Here is a 19,566-nt window from a genome sequence, read left to right as displayed (position 1 = left end):
AAGAAAATTAATTGATAAAACCTTTTGGATGGTGATGACTTACAGGTTTTTTAAACCGATAAGGTTTGAATCTAAAGTAATTATCAAATTATAAACGTTATATATAAACTCAGACTGAGAATAATCAGTCTGAGTTTATTATATAGTAACACATTATACTGTAGAGTTTTGATAAAAAAACAGTATTTTTGTCGACTCTAAAATATAGCAATGCTATCAATGTAAATATGTTTTAGTTTTTAAAACATTAAGGCATTTAAGAATAAAAGAATTGTTAAGGTTTCGCAAGCGAATTTTAAGCAATATGCTTAAAATATCTTTAGATATTTCTTAATTAATCTTTAAAACTTATTTTTCTTAATGTTTCAAATAATTTAAACTTGAAATTATTTGAAATGTTATAAAATAAATATTTAAAAAATTTTAATAAAAATAAAATGCAAGAGAACAAAGGACTCGATAAAAGTCAGATTATTAGTTTTGCGGTTTTATGTTTGGTCCTTTTCGGATTCATGTTTTATTTTCAGAATAATCAACAGGAAGAAGAAAAGCTGAAAGCTGAGCAGCAGAAAACAGAACAAGCAAAAAATCCCGTAAAACCAACTCCGGCAGCCGATATCAATCCCAATGTAACCCCGAATGCAATTCAGGTTTCCAATTTGGCAAACAACGAGTTAAGCCTTGAGTTTTCAAGTTTGGGAGGTCAGGTTTCAAAAGTTGAACTCTTAAAGTACAAAGCATATGATCGCAAAACCGATAAGGCAGATCTTCCGCTTAATTTGATTACTAAGAATAATTCGAGCTACGGTTTTCAGTTTAAAGATAAAACAGGAAAAACGGTTAATACCAAAGATTTGGTGTTTTCTCCGGTTGTTAATGGTAATTCTGTTACGTTAACGGCAAATTACAACGGTGCAACCATTCAGTTTATTTATACGATTAATAATAATCCTAAAGCAGAGCTTAAAGATCAATATACTTTAGATTTTAAAGTAAGAACTCAAGGTCTAGCGAATGTAACTTCTGATAATAAAGCAGATTTTATTTGGGATTACCGAGTGAGAAACCTTGAAAAAGGTAGAGCTCAGGAGCAAACCCATTCAGAATTTGCGTATGCATTTAATAATTATAAAGATTATGATTATGATGGCAGAACAGAGATGAATGAGGAAAAAGAAACCCTTAATTGGATCGGTGTAAAACAGCAGTTTTTCTCATCAGTAATTGAAGCTAAAAACGGGTTTACCCACAGTAAAGGAAATCAAGAAGGTATTGAAGAAGGTGAGTATTTGAAGAAGCTTAATTTTGAAGGTTTTGTTCAGATGCAGGGAAGTGAGTTGAATCAAGATTTTACATGGTATTTCATGCCATTAGATTTGCCTTTATTAAAATCTTACGACAAAAATTTTGACGAAATTTTACCTTTAGGTTGGTCTTTCATTGGTGCAATGAACCGTTATTTCTTCATGTGGTTATACAGTATTATTGCGAGCTGGGGAATATCTGCAGGTTGGGTAATTTTCCTAATGACCATTATTGTGAAGTTGATTTTATCACCAATTATGTATAAGCAGCATAAATTGAGTGCCATGATGAAGGTAATTCGTCCGGAGATTGATGAAGCTAATGCAAAATTCAAGGATGCAGATCCTATGAAAAAGCAACAGGCTACGATGGAAATCTACAGAAAGGCAGGCGTAAATCAAATGGCGGGATGTCTTCCGGCATTGGTACAGATTCCTATTTTCTATGCATTATTTAGATTCTTTCCGAACTTTATCGACTTAAGAGGACAAGGGTTCTGGTTTGCAAAAGATCTTACAGCATATGATGATTTAATTAAATTACCATTTAATGTTCCTTTCTTAGGAGATCACTTAAGTGTTTTTGCGATTGCATGTACCATTGTGATTTTAATCTATACAGTAATGACTTCAGGAAATATGCAGCAGCCACAACAGGAGGGAATGCCAAATATGAAAGTGATTATGTATATCTTCCCGATTACATTCTTATTCTTCCTTAACACTTCTGCTTCAGGTTTATCTTGGTATTATTTTGTATCGAATGCGATTAATATCTTGATTATTCTTGTTATTAAGTATGTGATTCTGGATGAAAAGAAAATTCATGCTCAAATTCAGGCCAACAAAGAAAAGCCTAAAGCTGAAGGAAAGTTCCAAAAGCGAATGAGAGAAATGATGGAAAAGGCTCAGGATGCTCAGAAAACGCAAGAGCAAACGAAAGGCAAGAAAAAATAACTTATTATAACAAAAAGAGAAGCAATTTATTGCTTCTCTTTTTTATTTAGAAATAATTTAAATTAAGATTTGACTTATTTCTTTAATGATAATTCACTAGTGAAATATTTTAGTCATATTTTAATCGGAAAGACAAACGGTGATGTTTCGTTATACCATGCTTTATCAGGGCTTCCTGGTGCTTTTTTGTGGCATAACCAAAGTTGGTATTCCATCCATACTCGGGGTGTTCTTCATGAAGCTCAATCATCAATTTATCTCTATAATTCTTGGCTAAAATAGAAGCCGCTGCAATTGACAAAAATTTAGAATCTCCTTTAATTACGCATTGATGCGGAATAAAATTATAAGGATGAAATTTATTTCCATCTACCAATATAAATTCAGGTCTTATAGCAAGTTTATCTAAAGCATTGTGCATGGCATGAATGCTGGCATTCAGTATATTGTGCTCATCTATAAAAGAGGGCGGAAGCTCAGCAATGGCAAAACTTTTCACATTATCTTTAATATAACTATCCAAATCCATTCGGGTTTTAAAGCTCAATTTCTTTGAATCATTGATGAGGTTTTGCTCAAAATTTTCATCTAAAATTACTGCTGCTGCAACTACCGGCCCGCACAAACAACCTCTTCCTACCTCATCGCAACCTGCTTCGATATAATCTTTTGACCATTTTTTTAGTAAATCCATAAATATTAACATTTGAGAGTTGTAAAAATGCATTAAAAGCTTGATTATTATGTTAAAAATAATAATTTTTTGAAATTTTAACAGTTTTATAAGAGAAGTTTTTACAACTTTGTTAACGCAAAATTAATATTAATATGAAGAAATTAACCGCAGGGGTGCTAATTTTAGTACTTTCCTCGTCTTTTGTGGTTGCACAAGCGCAAATAAAGCCGGGAGATTCCCTAAAAACACAAGAAATCGAAGGTGTAGTTGTTACTGCACTAGGAATTAAGAGAGAAAAAAAAGCTTTAGGATATGCTTCTCAAGAAATCAAAGGTGATGTAATTTCTGATGCAGGACAAACGAATGCGGTAAGTGCCTTATCAGGAAATGTTGCCGGAGTTCAAGTTACTGCTCCCAGTACGATGGGAGGTTCTACTAGAATTACAATGCGTGGAATCAGCTCTATTACTGGAGAAAACAGACCATTAATTATTGTTGATGGTGTTCCTTTGGATAATTCAAACGTAAACGATGTAGATACACAGAGAGGAGCAGGTGGTAGAGATTATGGAGACGCTTCCTTTGACATTAATCCTGATGATATTGAAAGTGTAACTGTATTAAAGGGTGGTCCTGCAGCGGCACTTTATGGATCTAGAGCAGGAAATGGAGCTATTTTATACACAACAAAATCAGCTAAAAAAGGTAAAACTGATGTTCAGTTCAATACAGGTGTTGCGTTTGAAGAAATCTATATCAGACCAAAATTACAAAATCAATATGGAGGTGGATCTCAGTTTACTCTTCCTACTCAATCAATTAATGGAACAACGTATAATATTCAGGAATATCAGACAGATGCTTCTTGGGGACCAAAATATGATCCCAATCTTATGTATCTTCCTTGGTATGCGTTTGATCCTGAATTTTCCGCTGATTACTTAAAGCCCGTTCCATTTATTGCACCGAAAAACGATGTAGATTCTTTCTTTAAAACAGGTGTCGCCTATACCAATAATTTATCGGTTGCAAAATCTTTTGGTGATACCAATGTGCGTTTATCTTATACAAATACTAATATCAATGGTATTGTTCCCACATCAAAAATTAAAAAAGATAATTTCAGCATCAATTTAAATTCTAAACTTTCTGAAAAATTGAAAGCAGATGCTGTATTAAATTATGTACATACTGAAGGTTTTAATAGACCTGAGGTTGGATATGGAGATAATTCAGTAGCTCAAAAATTTTATCAATTCGGACAGCGAAATTTAGATTTTGTAAAATTAATGGATTATAAATTAGCAGACGGAAGCCAAAGAACCTGGAATAGAACTTCTTGGGATAATGCCGCTCCTAAATATTCGGATAACCCTTATTGGACAATTTTCGAAAATACTTCTGCTGATAGCAGAAATCGATTTTTCGGTAATGCAGGTTTGACGTACAACATAGATAAGCATTTTTATATTACGGGTAAAGTATATGCAGATTTGTACTCACAAAATATCAGCTCAAGGGTTGCAGTTGGATCTCAAGCAATTTCAAATTATACACTTGAAAAAAGAAATGTTTCTGAGTTCAATTATGAAGGTAGAGCACACTACAATAATAATTTTGGTGATTTCAGCTTAAATGCTTTTGCTGGATTTAATATTAGAGATAATAAAATGAGTTGGCTTCGTGGTACAACTGTAGGTGGATTAATTATTCCGGGTCTTTATAATTTAAATAATGGAATAGAGAATTCTTTGGCAACAAATTATGATTCTCATTCATCTGTCAAAAGTGTTTTTGGATCGGTCTCTTTAGGATATAAAGATATGTTGTTCGTAGAGGGAACAGGAAGAAATGACTGGTTTTCAATGTTGAACGATGATCAGTTTTATCCATCAGTAACGGGTAGTTTTGTATTTTCAAAAGTATTAAATGCTGATTGGTTATCTTTTGGTAAAATTAGAGCGGGGTGGTCTAATATTGCTTTAGGAACAGATCCTTACAACAGGCTGACTTATACAGAAATAGGACTTCCGTTTAATGGTTCACCACAATATTCAAATCCAAATACATCCAATGACCCAAATATTAAACCGGAATTGAAGGTTACTCAAGAAATTGGTATTGAAGCTAGCTTATTTAAAAATAGAGTGAGTTTAGATTTCACATATTACGATACAAAATCTAAAGATTTAATTATTGCACTACCTATAGATCCTGCGACAGGTTATTTATTTAAAAGAATTAATGCGGGTGAGATGACCAATAAAGGTATTGAAGCAATGGTGAATGTAGTACCAATAAGAAATGAAAACTTTTCGTGGAACGTTACCTGGAATTTTGCCAGAAACAGAAACAGGTTAGTTAATTTGTACGGTGATTTACAAAATTATGTTCTTACGAATGCTCCATTTAGAGCACAATTAGTGGCACAGGTCGGACAGGCTTATGGTACAATTTTAGGAACCGATTTCGTTTATGATGGAAATGGCAATAAAGTTGTTGATGAAAATGGTTTCTATAAAGCTTCAGATTTAAAATCTCTAGGATCAATTCTTCCCGAATATAATATGGGATTCAGAAACACCCTAAAATATAAATCACTAAGCTTATCATTCTTGATTGATATTCAGCAAGGTGGGAAATATTTTTCTACCACTCATATGTGGGGAATGTACTCGGGAATGCTTGAAGAATCTGCTCTTGGTGGAAACAGAGAAGCAGGGATCGTACTTGCTGGTGTGAAAGAAGACGGTACCCAAAATGATATTCTTCTTGATGCTCAAACTTGGGGTAGTACTTATTACAATACCGTAGATGCTCAAAACGTTTTTGATGCAAGTTATATAAAGTTAAGAGATGTAACAATCGGATATGAGTTGCCAAAATCACTTATAGGAAATGTATTTGAAGGAATCAGAATTTCTGCATTTGCAAGAAATGTATTTGCATGGAATTTGGCAAATAAGGGTATAGATCCTGAAAATACTTCTTACGGATCTGGAAATATTCAGGGTATGGAAGGTGGTTCTTTACCATCAACAAGAACTTTTGGATTCAATGTTAACTTTAAATTTTAATTAAAAATGAAAAAAATAGCTATAATATTATCGGTCGCAGCTTTTTCAATGATTTCCAATAGTTGCTCAGACAAGTTTGATGAAATAGATATTAACCCCAATTCTACAGATAAACCTCTTACATATGGTATTTTCAACAGTGCTAATAAAGAACTGATGGATAATACCAGAGACGAATGGCAATCTGGGAGAATTGTATTGCCTTGGGTACAATATTCTGCTCAGACAGGATATACTGAAGAAGACCGTTATCAATACAGGCTTTCTACCGGAGTATCATTATGGAGTTTTTCTTACCGTGTAGCACAGGATTATAAGCAAATAATAGATTTGAATACAAACCCTGCAACAAAAGTTCAGATGGTTACTTATGGTCCAAATGAAAATCAAATTGCAGCTTCAAGAATCATGCTTTCTTACGTTTTCCTTACTTTGGCAGATTCTTTCGGCGATATTCCCTATTACTCATTCGGTAATCAGGATGCTGATTTTCAGGCTCTCAATATTGATGTTACCTTGCAACCGAAATTTGCAAGCCAGAAAAAAGTATATACAGATATTTTAAAAGAGTTGAAAGAAGCTTCTGAAATGATTGATACAAACGAAGTTGTTTTTACTCAAGGTGATGCATTATTTGGATCGGGAGAAAAGCTTAAAAAGTTTGCTAATTCTTTAAGATTACGTGTAGCAACGAGAGTAAAGGGAGTTATTCCAAGTGCTCAAACTCATATTAATGAAGCTATTGCATCTGGAGTAATGACTTCAAATGCAGATAATGTGGGATTAACTTATGAGAATAATTTGGTAAATCCTTCTCCTTTATTTAATGATTTTCGTGAAAGATCAGATTTTGCAATTTCCAAAACATTTATAAATTTATTAAAGGGAACTACGGGAAATTTTGGGTTAGACAAAAGATTATTTAAGTATGCAAGTCCGGTTGGTGCTACTCAGACAATGATTCTAAACAATGCAGTTACCGAATCGACAAATCCTGCAGATTACAATGGCATGCCTTATGGAATTCCTAGTTCATTAACTGCAAGTCAAACTGCCTCTGCTAATTTTTTCAGTACCAATATTTTAAAGCCTGCCTACACAGAAATCTTAATGGAATATTCTGAAGTTCAGTTTTTGTTAGCAGAAGCAAATGGTTGGTCTCAAGCTAATTATACCAACGGGGTGAGGGCTTCAATGGAAAGATGGGGCGTTCCAGTAGTAGATATTACCGCATATATTAACAATTTACCTCCTGCTTCTCAGCAAAACGTATTGACACAAAAATATATTGCATTGTTTATGCAACCTTACGAAGCATGGGCAGAATATAGAAGAACAGGTTATCCAAATACATTATTGCTACCAGGACAAACTGCTAATTTGAACGTTGCTACGACAGGTGGTCAAACTACATATACATTTACATCACTTATTGCCGGGTTAACAGATTTGCCGACGAGATTATTTTATCCTACTTCCGTTCAAACATTAAATACAACTAATTATCAAGCTGCAGCCAGTGCAATTGGAGGAGATAAAATGAATACTAAACTTATTTGGGACATTAATTAATATTCAACATTCTTTTAACATTCATATTAAAACCGCCTTAGTGCGGTTTTTTTATTTCCGTATATTTGCATTTCAAATTAGAACAATGAATATTAAAGATATATTAGAACAAAAATTGGCAGACGTTATTCTTAATGTCTATCAGTTGAAAGATATCAACCTTGAAATTCAGGAGAATAAAACTGAATTTGAGGGAGATTTTACCATCGTTACTTTTCCTTTGGTAAAACAATTGAAGAAAAACCCTGAAAGCATTGGTGTAGAACTGGGTGAAGCTTTAACGACTCAAACCGAATTGCTTGAAAGCTTCAATGTGGTAAAAGGATTTTTAAATGTAAAAGTTCAGAACCAGTTTTTTGTAGACCAGTTTACCTCTGTTACTGAAGGTTTTTCAACAATAGAAAAGAAAAATGCAACTGTGATGGTAGAGTATTCTTCACCGAATACCAACAAACCACTTCACTTAGGGCATATCAGAAATAATTTATTAGGTTTTTCTGTAGCACAGATTCTTGAGGAAGCCGGATATGATGTATTAAAAGCTCAGATTATCAACGATAGAGGAATTCATATCTGTAAGTCGATGTTGGCTTGGGAGAAATTTGGTAATGGAGAAACTCCGGCAACTCATCATATTAAAGGCGATAAGTTTGTAGGGAATTATTACGTAAAATTTGACCAAGAGTATAAAAAAGAAATTGCTGCTTTGATAGAGCAGGGACTTTCTGAAGATCAAGCTAAAAAAGAGGCTCCTTTAATGAAAGAAGCTCAGCAAATGCTTTTAGATTGGGAAAATGGAGACGAAAAAGTAAGAAGTCTTTGGGCTGAAATGAACTCGTGGGTGTATGAAGGGTTTAATCAAACTTACAGCAGACTTGGGGTAAGTTTTGACCAGATTCAATACGAGAGCAATACGTACATTTTAGGGAAAGACCTTATTCAGGAAGGTTTGGATAAAGGAGTACTGTACAAGAAAGAAGACGGTTCGGTTTGGTGCGATTTAACTGAAGACGGTTTAGATGAGAAATTATTACTTCGTTCAGACGGTACTTCTGTCTATATGACTCAGGATTTGGGTACAGCGGTAGAGCGTTTTAAAGAAAACAATATTCAGAAACTTATTTATACGGTAGGAAACGAGCAGGATTATCACTTCCAGGTTTTATTTAAAATCTTAGGAAAATTAGGTTATGAATGGGCAAATCAGCTGTATCACTTATCTTACGGGATGGTAGAACTTCCAAACGGAAAAATGAAATCCCGTGAAGGAACTGTAGTAGATGCGGATGATTTGATGCAGGATATGTTTGATATTGCTAAATCTAAATCTGAAGAACTAGGGAAATTAGAAAACTTTACTGAAGAGGAAAAGAATGAAAACTACGAAAACGTAGGAATCGGAGCCTTGAAGTATTTCATGTTGAAAGTTGATCCTAAGAAAAAAATGCTTTTCAATCCTGAAGAGAGTATTGATTTTAATGGAAATACGGGGCCTTTCATTCAGTACACTTTTGCACGTATTCAGTCTTTATTGGCTAAAGCAAATTTTGAATATAAAGAAATTAATGATATTGAACTGAATCAGTCTGAAAAAGAATTGATAATGCAGTTGGCAAATTATAAAGGTATTGTTGAAAAAGCGGCTGAAGTTTTAAGTCCGGCTTTGGTTGCGAATTATCTTTATGATTTGGTTAAATCATATAATTCATTTTATCAAAGTAATCCGATATTAAAAACTGAGGATGAGAATTTAAAACAATTCCGTTTGAATTTATCAGATCTCACGGCAAAAACGATAAAAAAATCATTAAGCTTACTGGGAATAGGTACTGTAAACAGAATGTAAAAACTAATCCTCCTGAGACTTTCGGGAGGATTTTTTTATAAGTTTAACAAATATTTACAATTAATAATAACTTAATTTTTAACGCCTTATTTGTCTTTCCGTAGGAATCTAAGATGCTTTATATTTAATATGTTGAGATTCTTTCAGAATGACAAAGTGCCTGTTGATATCGGATGTTATGATTAAAACGGACATTCATTAAGTTTATTAACCTTATCAAGGTTCAAAATCTTAAAAGCTTTTATAGTTAAAAACTGAGACGTCTTATCTTTTAAAATAAGACATCTCATTTTGTTAATTTAAACGTCTGAATTACTAAATTTAGGCGTTTCATTTTTCTGATTAGAAATACGAGTCTCATTTTGGCTGTCTCTATACAGTTTTGCACTGCTCCATTTTGCGTGTTTTGAAGGGACAATTTTATAGCCTTTTCGATAAGTGTAGACTTTTGTAAATTCGGCACCGAAGAAAATCAACATACACGAATAATTAATCCACATCATAATTAAAATAACGGTACCGGCAGTTCCAAATGCTGAGGTAGGTTTAAACTGTCCAAAATAAAGACTCAGTAAAAATTTACCTAAAGTAAACAGGACAGCGGTTAATAATGCCCCTTTCCATACTGATTTCCAGCTGATTTCTACATCAGGAAGTACTTTAAACATTAAGGCAAAAAGCACAACAATCACTAAAAATCCTACCGTGAAATTAATAATTTCTACAATGATATAAGTTTCAAGACCAAAATAGGTGGTGATAAAATTATTAAAGAGTCCAATTAAGGATGATAAAACCATGGTAATCATGAGCAGAAATCCTAAAATCAAAATCATCCCTAATGAATTGGCACGGTCTAAAAGAAATTTTACTAAAGCTTTTTTAGGGGCAGCTTCTACATCCCAAAGATTATTCAAAGATTTCTGTAACTGAAAAAATAGAGTAGTAGAACCATAAACCAATGAGCCGACACCCACAATTTTCATGAAAATATTTTCTTTATCAATGAGTGCACCGGCAATCATATCCTGAATGCTTTTGGCAACATCCTGACCCATCAATCCGCTGATTTGAGTACTGATTTGCCCGCGAATGGCTTCTTCCCCAAAGAAATACCCTGCAATCCAAATAATGATGATTAACAAACCAGGAATAGAGAAAATCGCATAATAAGCCAGACTCGCTGAATCGTTAGAAGCTGATGAATTATTCCATTCTGTAAAGGTCGCTTTCACGGTTTCCCAGAAAAATTTGATTTCTTTAAGCATAATTTGGTGTTTTGAGAGTTTAAAATTTGAAAGTACGTTTTGGCTAAAGCCAATTTGATTTGTACTCAACAAAAACGGGCTGAAGACCGTTCCTATTGAATCATTCAAGTTTTAAACCAAAGTCTAAAAATTAATTAGTTAAAAAGCCAAAAGCTATTCTCCAATTGTCAGAAACCATTTAAAATGGATATCCAATGGCAATATTCAGTATTAGATTATCTCTTCTCCAGCTGGAATCTCCAAAATTAATTCTGTCAAAAGTCCATCGGTCACCTTTTTCATAATAAGGAACTCTTAAAGGCATTGCCAAATCTAATCTTAAAACTAAAATTGAAAAGTCAAGTCGTAAACCAACTCCGGCTCCTACAGCAATTTCGGTTAAAAAATCTTTAGAAAATTTTCCTCCAGGTCTTGTATTGACTCCTTCATCATTGATATCATCATTCATCAACCAGATGTTTCCGGCATCTACAAATGCAGCAACATTTAAGAATTTATAAAGATTGGCTCTGTATTCAGCATTTAATTCTAATTTTATGTCACCCGCCTGGTCAAAAAGCGCTCTGTTTGTATCGGGAGTTCGGGGGTCGTAGCTCCCAGGTCCCAAAGTTCTTGCACGGAATGCCCTGATACTATTACTTCCTCCTACAAAAAACTGTCGTGAGAAAGGGATATGTTCTGAATTTCCATACGGAATGGCAACTCCTGCAATAAATCTCGATGCGAAAGATGTTTTCTCACTAAACTTACGGTAGAATCTTACATCATTTTCAATTTTGGCATATTGACTAAAAGGAACTCCAAATATTGTTTTCTCTTTTCCTTCTCTTACATTGGCTCCAGTTACTAGGCCTGTAATATTTCCTGCTAAATCGAGCATTCCTTTATAATAGAAAGTATTTTTTTTCGGAAGCATTGTGGTAGAGTAGGTGTAAGAATAAGTGGGACCGAAAATAAGTTGCTTGTCAGTTATTCTTTGAAGGTAAGGGTTACCTTTAGATTTAGTTTCAAATTTTTCAGTAATGTCTGCCGGACGAATCAAAGAAACATCAATGATATTCAATTCATGCTCTTTCCTTACATTTTCTTTCCATTGATACCCAAATGTAGCATTCAATGTATTTAAAGAATATAATGTTGTACGGTTTTGAAACTCGTACCCCAGTTTAATATTGGTTCTCGGTACAAAAGCACTCGAAGAATTAAAACGGAAAGGCGCTACAATTCTTGGAATCGATAACTGCGTATTGGCTCCCGCTCTGAAAATATTTTCGGCATCAGCAGGACCTCCGATTTGCACATCAAATGCACCATAAATAGAAGCTTTAAACTGTTCTGCCCCACGGAAAAAATTTCGTTGCGTCCAGTTTAAATTTAATTCGCTTCCTGCATAATTTGCAGAGTTGGTCCTTCCCAAAGCTTCCAGACGTAAAGACTGAAGTTCTCTCGGAGTTAATACATAATACGCATCAAACTTATGATTTAAAGAATCTGAAACGACAAACTCATTCTTCACAAACTTAAAAACACCAAGGCTGATGAGTCGGTTAAGCGATAAATTATGGTCTTTTCGGTTATAAACGTCTCCTTTGTCAAAATATAAAGCTCTGTCAAAAATTTTCGGTTTAAACTTTTTATTAGGATCAACTACGTAAATATCGTTGTACTCATATCCTTTCAAAGAATCAGGATTCATTGGGATATTATATTTTCCTTTTTTAGCATCGCGAAGGTTGTAATTAGGGAAAACAACTACTTTATCAATGGTAAATTGCTCGGTTGCCAGTTTTGGGGTATTGTCTTTCAGTTTTACAATAAGTTCAACTTTTGAATCCTTAGTCACGGTACTGTCTGCCTGTACAATAATATTATCTGGACTGAAATAATAAAAACCTTTGTCTTTTAGTTCATTGTCGATTCTTTGTCGTTCATTTTTGATAACTTCAAGATCAAAAGGATTTCCTGGTTTAAGTAAGGTTTTGTCTTTTAAATTCTGAATTTCAGTATTAATAAGTGTAGAATTTTGTGGAAAATTAACATTACTGATTAGATATCTCGCTCCCGGATTTAAAGTATAAATTACCTGTGCTTTTTTATTTTTTGAAACGGTATCGTATTTGGCTTTAGCATTAAAATAACCTTTGTTTTCAGAATAATTAATAATAATATCTTTATTAAATTCTCTGTCAACATCTCCTAACAGTACAGGTTCTTCTCCAAATTTATATTTCAGCCAGTATTTTAAACCTTTTTCTTTTTTGGGTTCACTCGTCGTATTGTATGCATATAATTTTGGTCTTAAACCAAGAAAGGTAGAATTCGGTTTTGGAGTAAGGTTTTCTTCGAGTGCAGCCTTTAATTCTTTTTTTTCTTTTTTTGTGAGGCTGTCGTTTTCTATTTTTACTTCAGCTCCGGTGTAGAGCATTTGTCCGTCTTTTAGAAATTTGGTATTGCTACATGAGATAACGGCCACCGTAATTCCCGATGCCAAAAAATATTTGCAATATATATTAAAGGTATTCTTCATTATTTAAATTCTACGACTTGGTTATCTTGTTTTCTTTTATTTTCTCTGTTTTCCTTATTTCTATTGCTTCTCGATTTACGGAAGATATCTCGGAACTTGTCATAATCTAAAGTAATGATAAATCCGACTCCCGTTTCTATAATCTGCCCTTGTAAAGCAACCTGATAATCATTTTTTCGGTACGCTCTCAGCATATACCTTCCGTCTCTTGAGAGGCTATAATCTATGGTAACATCTCCGGCAATATTGGTGGTGTTTTCATTTTGTCTTGCCTCACCTTCCAATCCGAAGTTACTTCCTACTGTAACTTTCAAACGGTCATTCAATAGTTTTTTACTGATGTCGATATTCAGATCGGTTCTTGTATTTTGAGTTCCGCTAGAGTAATCTTCAGTAGATTCTAGATCAAAATTAAGGTCAACTCCTTTTATAAGATTTGAGGCAATGTTATTGAGCTGTTGCGAAAGAATTTTACTCACACTCTGTCTCGCCAATGTTTCAGCAGAAACTCCAGAATTGCTTTCGAAAGGGTTTTCGCCAATAAAACGGTTGAGTAAAAGCAATGCAAAAACCTGCTTATTCATTTCGTTTTCATCTTGTCGCAATTGTGCTAGTTTTCCGTCTATTGTTTCTGTTACAGCAGAAGATACTGCATTATTTTTTTCTTCTGTGGTAATATCAAAAGAGATTTCAGGTTTCAATAGTTCACCTTTCAAAATCAGTAATGTATTAAACGGAATTCTTTGTTTAAACTGATTTAAAAGCGCCTGGTCACCTGCAAACTGTTGTTCTACAAGATCAATTGGTGCCGCATTGGTTTTGTAAATTGCGGTAATATCGAGTTTGGCAGTAGTTGGTTCACCGGTCCAGGTTATTGTACTTCCTTTTTGAATGTCAAATTTTCTTTTCAAAAGGCTTACAGACATTTCATAGCTTCCTTTTTCTACCTGATAAACGCCGACTAAAGTCGTTTTTCCTGAAGGATCAATTCCGCCTGTTAAATCTGCTTCACCCTGAAGTTTTACAAAATCTCCATTGGCTTTGTCAATGATAATCGACATTTTAGCTTCTTTATCCACTTCGATATTCACGCTCAAATCAAGTCCTTTTATTGGACTTTGTGCGTTAACAGAATCGGTTTTAATGGTTTTATTAAGAGCGATTTGATCCTGATCGATGAATTCTACAATACCATCTCTTTCCTGCAACGATGGGCTCGATTGTGGAAGGACAAACGTGAAATCTGTTTTCTCTGAAACTGCAAGTCTGCCGTCAACTTTCGGTAAATCAAGATTTCCTCTTATCTTTAAAGCCGCATCAATCGCCAGAACTCCGTACATCATGGCATCATTGGATTTTTCAGAGTTTACCACTTTAAAATCTTTTGCATTTACATTAAGATTAAATGCAAAATCTTTGTAAGTCTGCGTTAAGATCTGTCCGTCTATTTTTAAAGAATTTCCGTCTTTATCTTTAATTTTAAAATTATCAAACTCAATTCCTCTGTTCGTAAAACCTATTTTATCATTAATATTTCTAAAATCACTTCCGGTTTGAGCAATCATCAATCCTACATTATTCATTTTTACATCACCTAAAATTTTGGGAGCAGTCGTAGTTCCTGTAATTTTAAGATCTCCCGACAAATAGCCTTCCGTATTGGTAATTGCATTCATCGAAAAGCCCTGAAGCGTTTTCATCTGAAGCTGCTTAATCGCTAAATCTAAATCAAATGTGCTGGAAGAAGTATTGTAATTTCCTAAAATCTTCACATCATTATTATTCCCTGAAAGAGCAATATCTGCATTGAGAAGATTGGCCGACTGATTATGAACTTTAATATCTAAATTTCCGACCGGACTTCCGTAAACGATTAAATCTGAAACATTAATGTCTGATGTAAACGTCATGTTTTTGGTTAAATCTCTTAGTTGAGCCGTTCCGTTGATGGTTCCTTTGGCTAATAGAGAATCTTTTTTAATAATCTCTGTAATTGTTTCAATTTTAAAATCTTTTAAAGAAACATTTAACGGACTTGTTGGTGAACTGCTTTCAGACTGTAAAGAAATTTCGGCTCCCGAATTAGATAATCGGAAATTATCAGCGACAATTCCCTGGCTGAAAATCTGGATCTTGTTGTTTTCGGCAACTGTCCAATCCATATAATTCAGTTTTAAACCATTCGGATTTAATGATATTTCGGTAATATCATTCATTGATTTGGCATTACCTGCAATCAAGAATTGGGTTTCATCTTTATCATCTTTTGTGGTAATGTTATAATTGATAGTGTTTTGGGCAACATCTCCATTGATATTTACTTTATTGATGGCAAAACTTTCACTTTTTAAAGCGGCAACACTCAGATCATATTGTAAAGCCTGATTTTCGTTGGTGATTTTTAAATTGGTATTTTCTAAAGAATTGGCTCCATACAAAACCTGCGGAATTTTTGCATCCAATTCTATTTTCTGAGAATCTGCATTGTAATTTCCTGTGATGTTGATGGTTTCAAAACTTTTTAAATCGGGAACAAATTTTCTGATTAAATCATCATTTTTAATGGATGCATTAACGGTGAAAAACTGTCCCGCATCAACTTTCTGTGCTTTTCCAGGTTTTTGAAACTGATAATATTGGTTAACGGTTTGTGCTAAAGCCCCAAAAATCTGAGTGAGTTTATATTTTCCGTTCAGTTCAACATCTGCAATTTGAGAATTGAATTTTATTAAAGTTGAATCTGCCGTAGAAACCGCATTCAGCCTGATTTCCTGAATTGGATAAACTTCTTTGGTATCTGAAATGGCAAAATCTTGTAAATTAAGATAACCATTCAAATTATCCGGATCAAGACTTTTAAAATCGGCATCAATTGCACCAGCGATAATCATGGGTGAACTGTAGAATCCTAATTTATTTAAATCTAATTTATTAATATTTCCATTCACTTTCACCGTCGGATTATCATTAAAAACTCCGGAGGCGGCAAGATGTAAATTGGCATTAGGGTCTTTTGAGTTTAAATCAATATCATAAGCGCCACGATTTATTTTCCCTTTCAAATTCATGTTTTGATAGGTGTAGCCGTTGTAAGTTGCAGATTGCACGTCTCCTGAAAGATTTGCAGACATTATTTTCGGGTCAAAACCTTGTCCTTTTGCATTAATTTGTGCCGTAATGTTTCCTAAATCTTTATTCTGAATGATTTTTCCAATCTGTAAACTTTGAAGGTTTGCTTTTACATCAAAAGTTTCTCTGTTTTTTCTTCTGATATCTGCTTTTGCAATAACCGCTGCATTTCCTAAAGTGGAAGTGAGACGTAAGTTAGTATCAAAAATTTGAGTACTTCCTTTTGCAGTTCCACGAATGGTCATGAAAGAAGGCAAAGTGATGTTGTTAGGAATCGTATTTTTCGGAACTAAATTGTAAATCGTTTTTGATGTGGTAGAAAGTTCAGCAACATTTAAATCGTAATACAATTGGTCAGGATTCATTGCGTTTTTGATTTTTCCTGACGCCAAAACTTTGAGCTTATCTAAACCTGAAACCTTTAGATTTTGAATAGATAAATCATTTACCGTTCCTCGAACGAAGGCATTTACATTTAAAGTGGCATTCGGATATTTATTAAATGGCGCTGTATTTCTTAAAGTAGGAACTAAATTTAAAATATCAGAAAAACCGATTTTAGAATCTCGGATGTCGGCAGAAATTTTTACCGCTCCCAAATTGGATGATAATTGCTCAATCGAGTTGTAATTTAAAATAATTTCATCTCTTAAAATTGTTTTCGGAGTCTGCAGATAAAGATTTTTCAGATAAGCTTCTTTTTCAGCATAGATGAAATCGGTATTGAATTTTTGTACATCCAAACCTCTTGCTTCCTTAATTTCGGCTGATTTCACAGAACCTGCAAAACCATTGTTTTCCATTTTAAAATTTCTTACATCAAGATTTAATTTAGCAAAATTAAGATGATTGAAGTCCATTCCGCTTTTTGTAGGAGCAATCGCAGTATTGTTGTAAGCGATTTTTACATCATCTAAACGAAGTTTTCCTAAAATGACTTTCATCGCTTTTTCTTTAGCTGTCGCTTTTGAAACTTCAGGCTTTTCTACGTTTTTAGGATTTGCATTTTCTGCAGGAAGAAATAGATTAGCGTTGATGTTTGCCCCCGTTAAATAAACGTTTCCAACATTATAATCGTTATTTTCTAAATCAATGCTGTTGACTTTTGTGCTTAATTCTTTAAAAAGAATTTTTGCAAATGTTTTGGTATTGTCATCACCGTAATCAATGTCGAAATTGGTCAGGTTTATTTTATTTAAACCAAGCTTCATTGCTTTTTTCTGGTTTAATGAATCTACTTTTTGTTCAACATTTTTGGCTACTTCTTCTACTAAATCCTGTTTCAGTTTTAATTTTAATCCGTCAAGATTAATGTCGTTGACGGCATAAGAATTGTTTTGAAGGTCAAACGTTTTTACCCGGGTATCAAAAGAGTTAAAATAAACTTTAATATCATTGCGGGATTGCTCATCATTAAACGTAATCCCGATATCCTTTAATTTAATTTTATCTAAAGAAATTATAAAAGGTTTCGAAGGTTTTTGTTCCTGTTCTTTATCTGAGGTGGCAAAAGCATCAATAATATAATCGAAATTAAACTTTCCCTGCGGATTTCTCACCACATTGGCGCGAACGCCTTCTAAGTCTATGGAGGTAATATCAGCTTTAGAATTCATCAATTGCCACATATCTAAACCGACATCGAATTTTTTTACGGCTAAAAGAGTGTCTATATTCTGACCTTTCAGGTAAAGATTTTCCATCACGAGACTGTTTGGGAAACCGATGTATACTTTGTCGAGACTTACTTTGGTTTTTATTTTTTTCTCTAGATAAACGATTAATTTATCTTTTACAAAGTTTTGAACTGCGGGAAGCCTCAAACTTAAAATAAGCAATATAATTAAAACAATAAAAGAGATAATTGTAATAACAATACCTCTGAGAATTTTTCTTTTGTTGAATTTTATTTTCAAAATTTCTGTGATTTAGACAATGAAATGCTGTTTTGATGGATGAGTGTTGTTCATCGATGTTTAAAAATACGCATTTTACCTTAAATCTTCAGAACTTGAAGTTTGATAAGCTTTACCATGATTAATTTTTTTCGAAAACGCCTGCTGGAAAGGCTTTGTTTGAATACATTCAGCAATATGTTTGCCAACAGAGGATATTCATTGAAATTTAATGTAAATGTGGTATCTGTTGTAAAAGACAAAAACCTGATCAAAGAACAGGTTTTTGTGTTGATGTATGCCTCAGTTGAGATTTAAATATTATGGAATATTTAAAGTGAATAGGTTTTCAGATGTTAGTTGAGTTACAACCGCGACATACATCTGATGGAGATTCAATTCATAGTTAAATATATTTAGATGAGTTAATTATTCTTGCCATTTTACAGCTTCACCTTGTGGTGCAGCACCACCTTGTTTTTCTGTAACAGGAGATTTTTCCTGATTAATATGATATATATAGGATGCGATTTTTTCTGCGTCTCTTCCGGTAATGGTTCCGTCTTTTATGAAAGGGCGCATGGTCGGATTGTTTGGTGAGCCATTTTCAAGCATCCAGAAAACATTTTTAAATAAGCTTTTTTCTTTGATGTTAATCCAGTACGTGTCGGTTAAGTTGGGACCAATTCCGCCTTTTCCGCCGTCTGCATGGCAGGTTACACAATTGGTTTTAAAAAGCTGTTCCCCTTCTGCAATATAATCTGCACTGTATTTTGCCGTTTCTAAATTAATTGGCGGCGCATTTTTTTCATATTCTGCGATGGAAGCTAATTGCAGTTTAGATTCTTTCTCATATTCTGCTTCAGGATGAGCGTAATCTGTGAAGGCAAATGCAATAATATACACGGCGCAGAAAATAATTCCGAAGTAGAAAAGACCAATCCACCATTTAGGTAAAGAATTATCGAGTTCGGTAATTCCGTCGAAACCATGGTCGATGAGAAGGTCTTTTTCTTCAGTTTGGGATTGTTTTTTAAAAGCTGAATTCCAAAGCTTCTGAATATATGGTGTTGTGTTATTGGTAATGTATTCTTGCTTTTCTTCATCGGTAAGCCTAGCGAATCTTTCGTTTTCTACTAAATCTCCGATAGAATTCATGATGAGCAGCAAAATGGTAATGATAATAAGCAAGGCCCAAAAGAACGGTGTAGAAAAATAATCAGAATCTTGTGCGAACATTTCGAACGCCAATACAGTAATACCTATCGTTATTGCTATATATATAGATATGGGGGTTCTCGTTTTCATTGTAATG

Annotated in this window: 10 protein-coding genes; 5 read left to right on the top strand and 5 right to left on the bottom strand. The window is 33.8% G+C overall.

Going from position 1 to position 19,566, the window contains the following annotated elements:
- Positions 1–437 precede the first annotated feature (437 nt).
- Entirely contained in the window at positions 438–2,261 is a 1,824-nt protein-coding gene (gene yidC, locus LO744_RS17185; RefSeq protein WP_230671549.1) for a membrane protein insertase YidC, read from the top strand.
- Between the two features lie 109 nt (positions 2,262–2,370).
- Here yidC and LO744_RS17180 read toward each other — a convergent pair whose 3' ends face one another.
- Positions 2,371–2,955 (bottom strand): ribonuclease HII, encoded by a 585-nt coding sequence (locus LO744_RS17180; RefSeq protein WP_230671547.1) that lies wholly within the window; start codon positions 2,953–2,955, stop codon positions 2,371–2,373.
- A gap of 134 nt (positions 2,956–3,089) precedes the next feature.
- Between LO744_RS17180 and LO744_RS17175 the strand changes: the two genes are divergently transcribed.
- The 3 genes from LO744_RS17175 to argS all read left to right on the top strand — a co-directional run bounded on the left by LO744_RS17175 (position 3,090) and on the right by argS (position 9,432).
- Positions 3,090–6,014 carry a SusC/RagA family TonB-linked outer membrane protein gene (locus LO744_RS17175; RefSeq protein ID WP_230671545.1) on the top strand — a complete coding sequence of 975 codons (2,925 nt, stop codon included), beginning with the start codon at positions 3,090–3,092 and terminating at the stop codon, positions 6,012–6,014.
- 6 nt (positions 6,015–6,020) lie between these two features.
- Positions 6,021–7,586, top strand: a complete 1,566-nt coding sequence (locus LO744_RS17170) for a SusD/RagB family nutrient-binding outer membrane lipoprotein (RefSeq protein WP_230671543.1) — start codon at positions 6,021–6,023, stop codon at positions 7,584–7,586.
- An 85-nt stretch (positions 7,587–7,671) separates the two neighbouring features.
- The gene (argS, locus tag LO744_RS17165; protein WP_230671541.1) at positions 7,672–9,432 is read left to right on the top strand and encodes an arginine--tRNA ligase; all 1,761 of its coding nucleotides are present in this window, start codon (positions 7,672–7,674) and stop codon (positions 9,430–9,432) included.
- A 299-nt stretch (positions 9,433–9,731) separates the two neighbouring features.
- Here the strand turns inward: argS and LO744_RS17160 are convergent, their stop codons facing one another.
- The 3 genes from LO744_RS17160 to LO744_RS17150 form a co-directional block, all read right to left on the bottom strand.
- A complete protein-coding gene (locus LO744_RS17160) occupies positions 9,732–10,700 on the bottom strand; it encodes a YihY/virulence factor BrkB family protein (RefSeq protein WP_230671539.1) in 969 nt (322 codons plus the stop codon).
- A gap of 178 nt (positions 10,701–10,878) precedes the next feature.
- The gene (gene tamL, locus LO744_RS17155; RefSeq protein WP_230671537.1) at positions 10,879–13,227 is read right to left on the bottom strand and encodes a translocation and assembly module lipoprotein TamL; all 2,349 of its coding nucleotides are present in this window, start codon (positions 13,225–13,227) and stop codon (positions 10,879–10,881) included.
- Positions 13,227–18,272 carry a translocation/assembly module TamB domain-containing protein gene (locus LO744_RS17150; protein WP_230671535.1) on the bottom strand — a complete coding sequence of 1,682 codons (5,046 nt, stop codon included), beginning with the start codon at positions 18,270–18,272 and terminating at the stop codon, positions 13,227–13,229. Before LO744_RS17150 ends, tamL begins: the two co-directional genes overlap by 1 nt.
- Before the next feature lie 117 nt (positions 18,273–18,389).
- On the opposite strand from LO744_RS17150, the gene LO744_RS17145 reads away from it, so the two are divergent.
- Positions 18,390–18,569, top strand: a complete 180-nt coding sequence (locus LO744_RS17145; RefSeq protein ID WP_230671533.1) for a hypothetical protein — start codon at positions 18,390–18,392, stop codon at positions 18,567–18,569.
- 111 nt (positions 18,570–18,680) lie between these two features.
- Here LO744_RS17145 and LO744_RS17140 read toward each other — a convergent pair whose 3' ends face one another.
- A complete protein-coding gene (locus LO744_RS17140) occupies positions 18,681–19,559 on the bottom strand; it encodes a cbb3-type cytochrome c oxidase N-terminal domain-containing protein (RefSeq protein ID WP_230671531.1) in 879 nt (292 codons plus the stop codon).
- Positions 19,560–19,566 lie beyond the last annotated feature (7 nt).

The organism is Chryseobacterium turcicum (assembly GCF_021010565.1).
GTDB lineage: Bacteria > Bacteroidota > Bacteroidia > Flavobacteriales > Weeksellaceae > Chryseobacterium > Chryseobacterium turcicum.
Note: the sequence above shows the minus strand (reverse complement) of the source record. Positions and strands in the feature narration are given on the sequence as shown.

Bases quoted from the DNA above. Each gene is read 5' to 3' on its own strand.
- yidC (WP_230671549.1), top strand. From the start codon at position 438: ATGCAAGAGAACAAAGGACTCGATAAAAGTCAGATTATTAGTTTTGCG.
- LO744_RS17180 (WP_230671547.1), bottom strand. From the start codon at position 2,955: ATGGATTTACTAAAAAAATGGTCAAAAGATTATATCGAAGCAGGTTGC.
- LO744_RS17175 (WP_230671545.1), top strand. From the start codon at position 3,090: ATGAAGAAATTAACCGCAGGGGTGCTAATTTTAGTACTTTCCTCGTCT.
- LO744_RS17170 (WP_230671543.1), top strand. From the start codon at position 6,021: ATGAAAAAAATAGCTATAATATTATCGGTCGCAGCTTTTTCAATGATT.
- argS (WP_230671541.1), top strand. From the start codon at position 7,672: ATGAATATTAAAGATATATTAGAACAAAAATTGGCAGACGTTATTCTT.
- LO744_RS17160 (WP_230671539.1), bottom strand. From the start codon at position 10,700: ATGCTTAAAGAAATCAAATTTTTCTGGGAAACCGTGAAAGCGACCTTT.
- tamL (WP_230671537.1), bottom strand. From the start codon at position 13,227: ATGAAGAATACCTTTAATATATATTGCAAATATTTTTTGGCATCGGGA.
- LO744_RS17145 (WP_230671533.1), top strand. From the start codon at position 18,390: ATGATTAATTTTTTTCGAAAACGCCTGCTGGAAAGGCTTTGTTTGAAT.
- LO744_RS17140 (WP_230671531.1), bottom strand. From the start codon at position 19,559: ATGAAAACGAGAACCCCCATATCTATATATATAGCAATAACGATAGGT.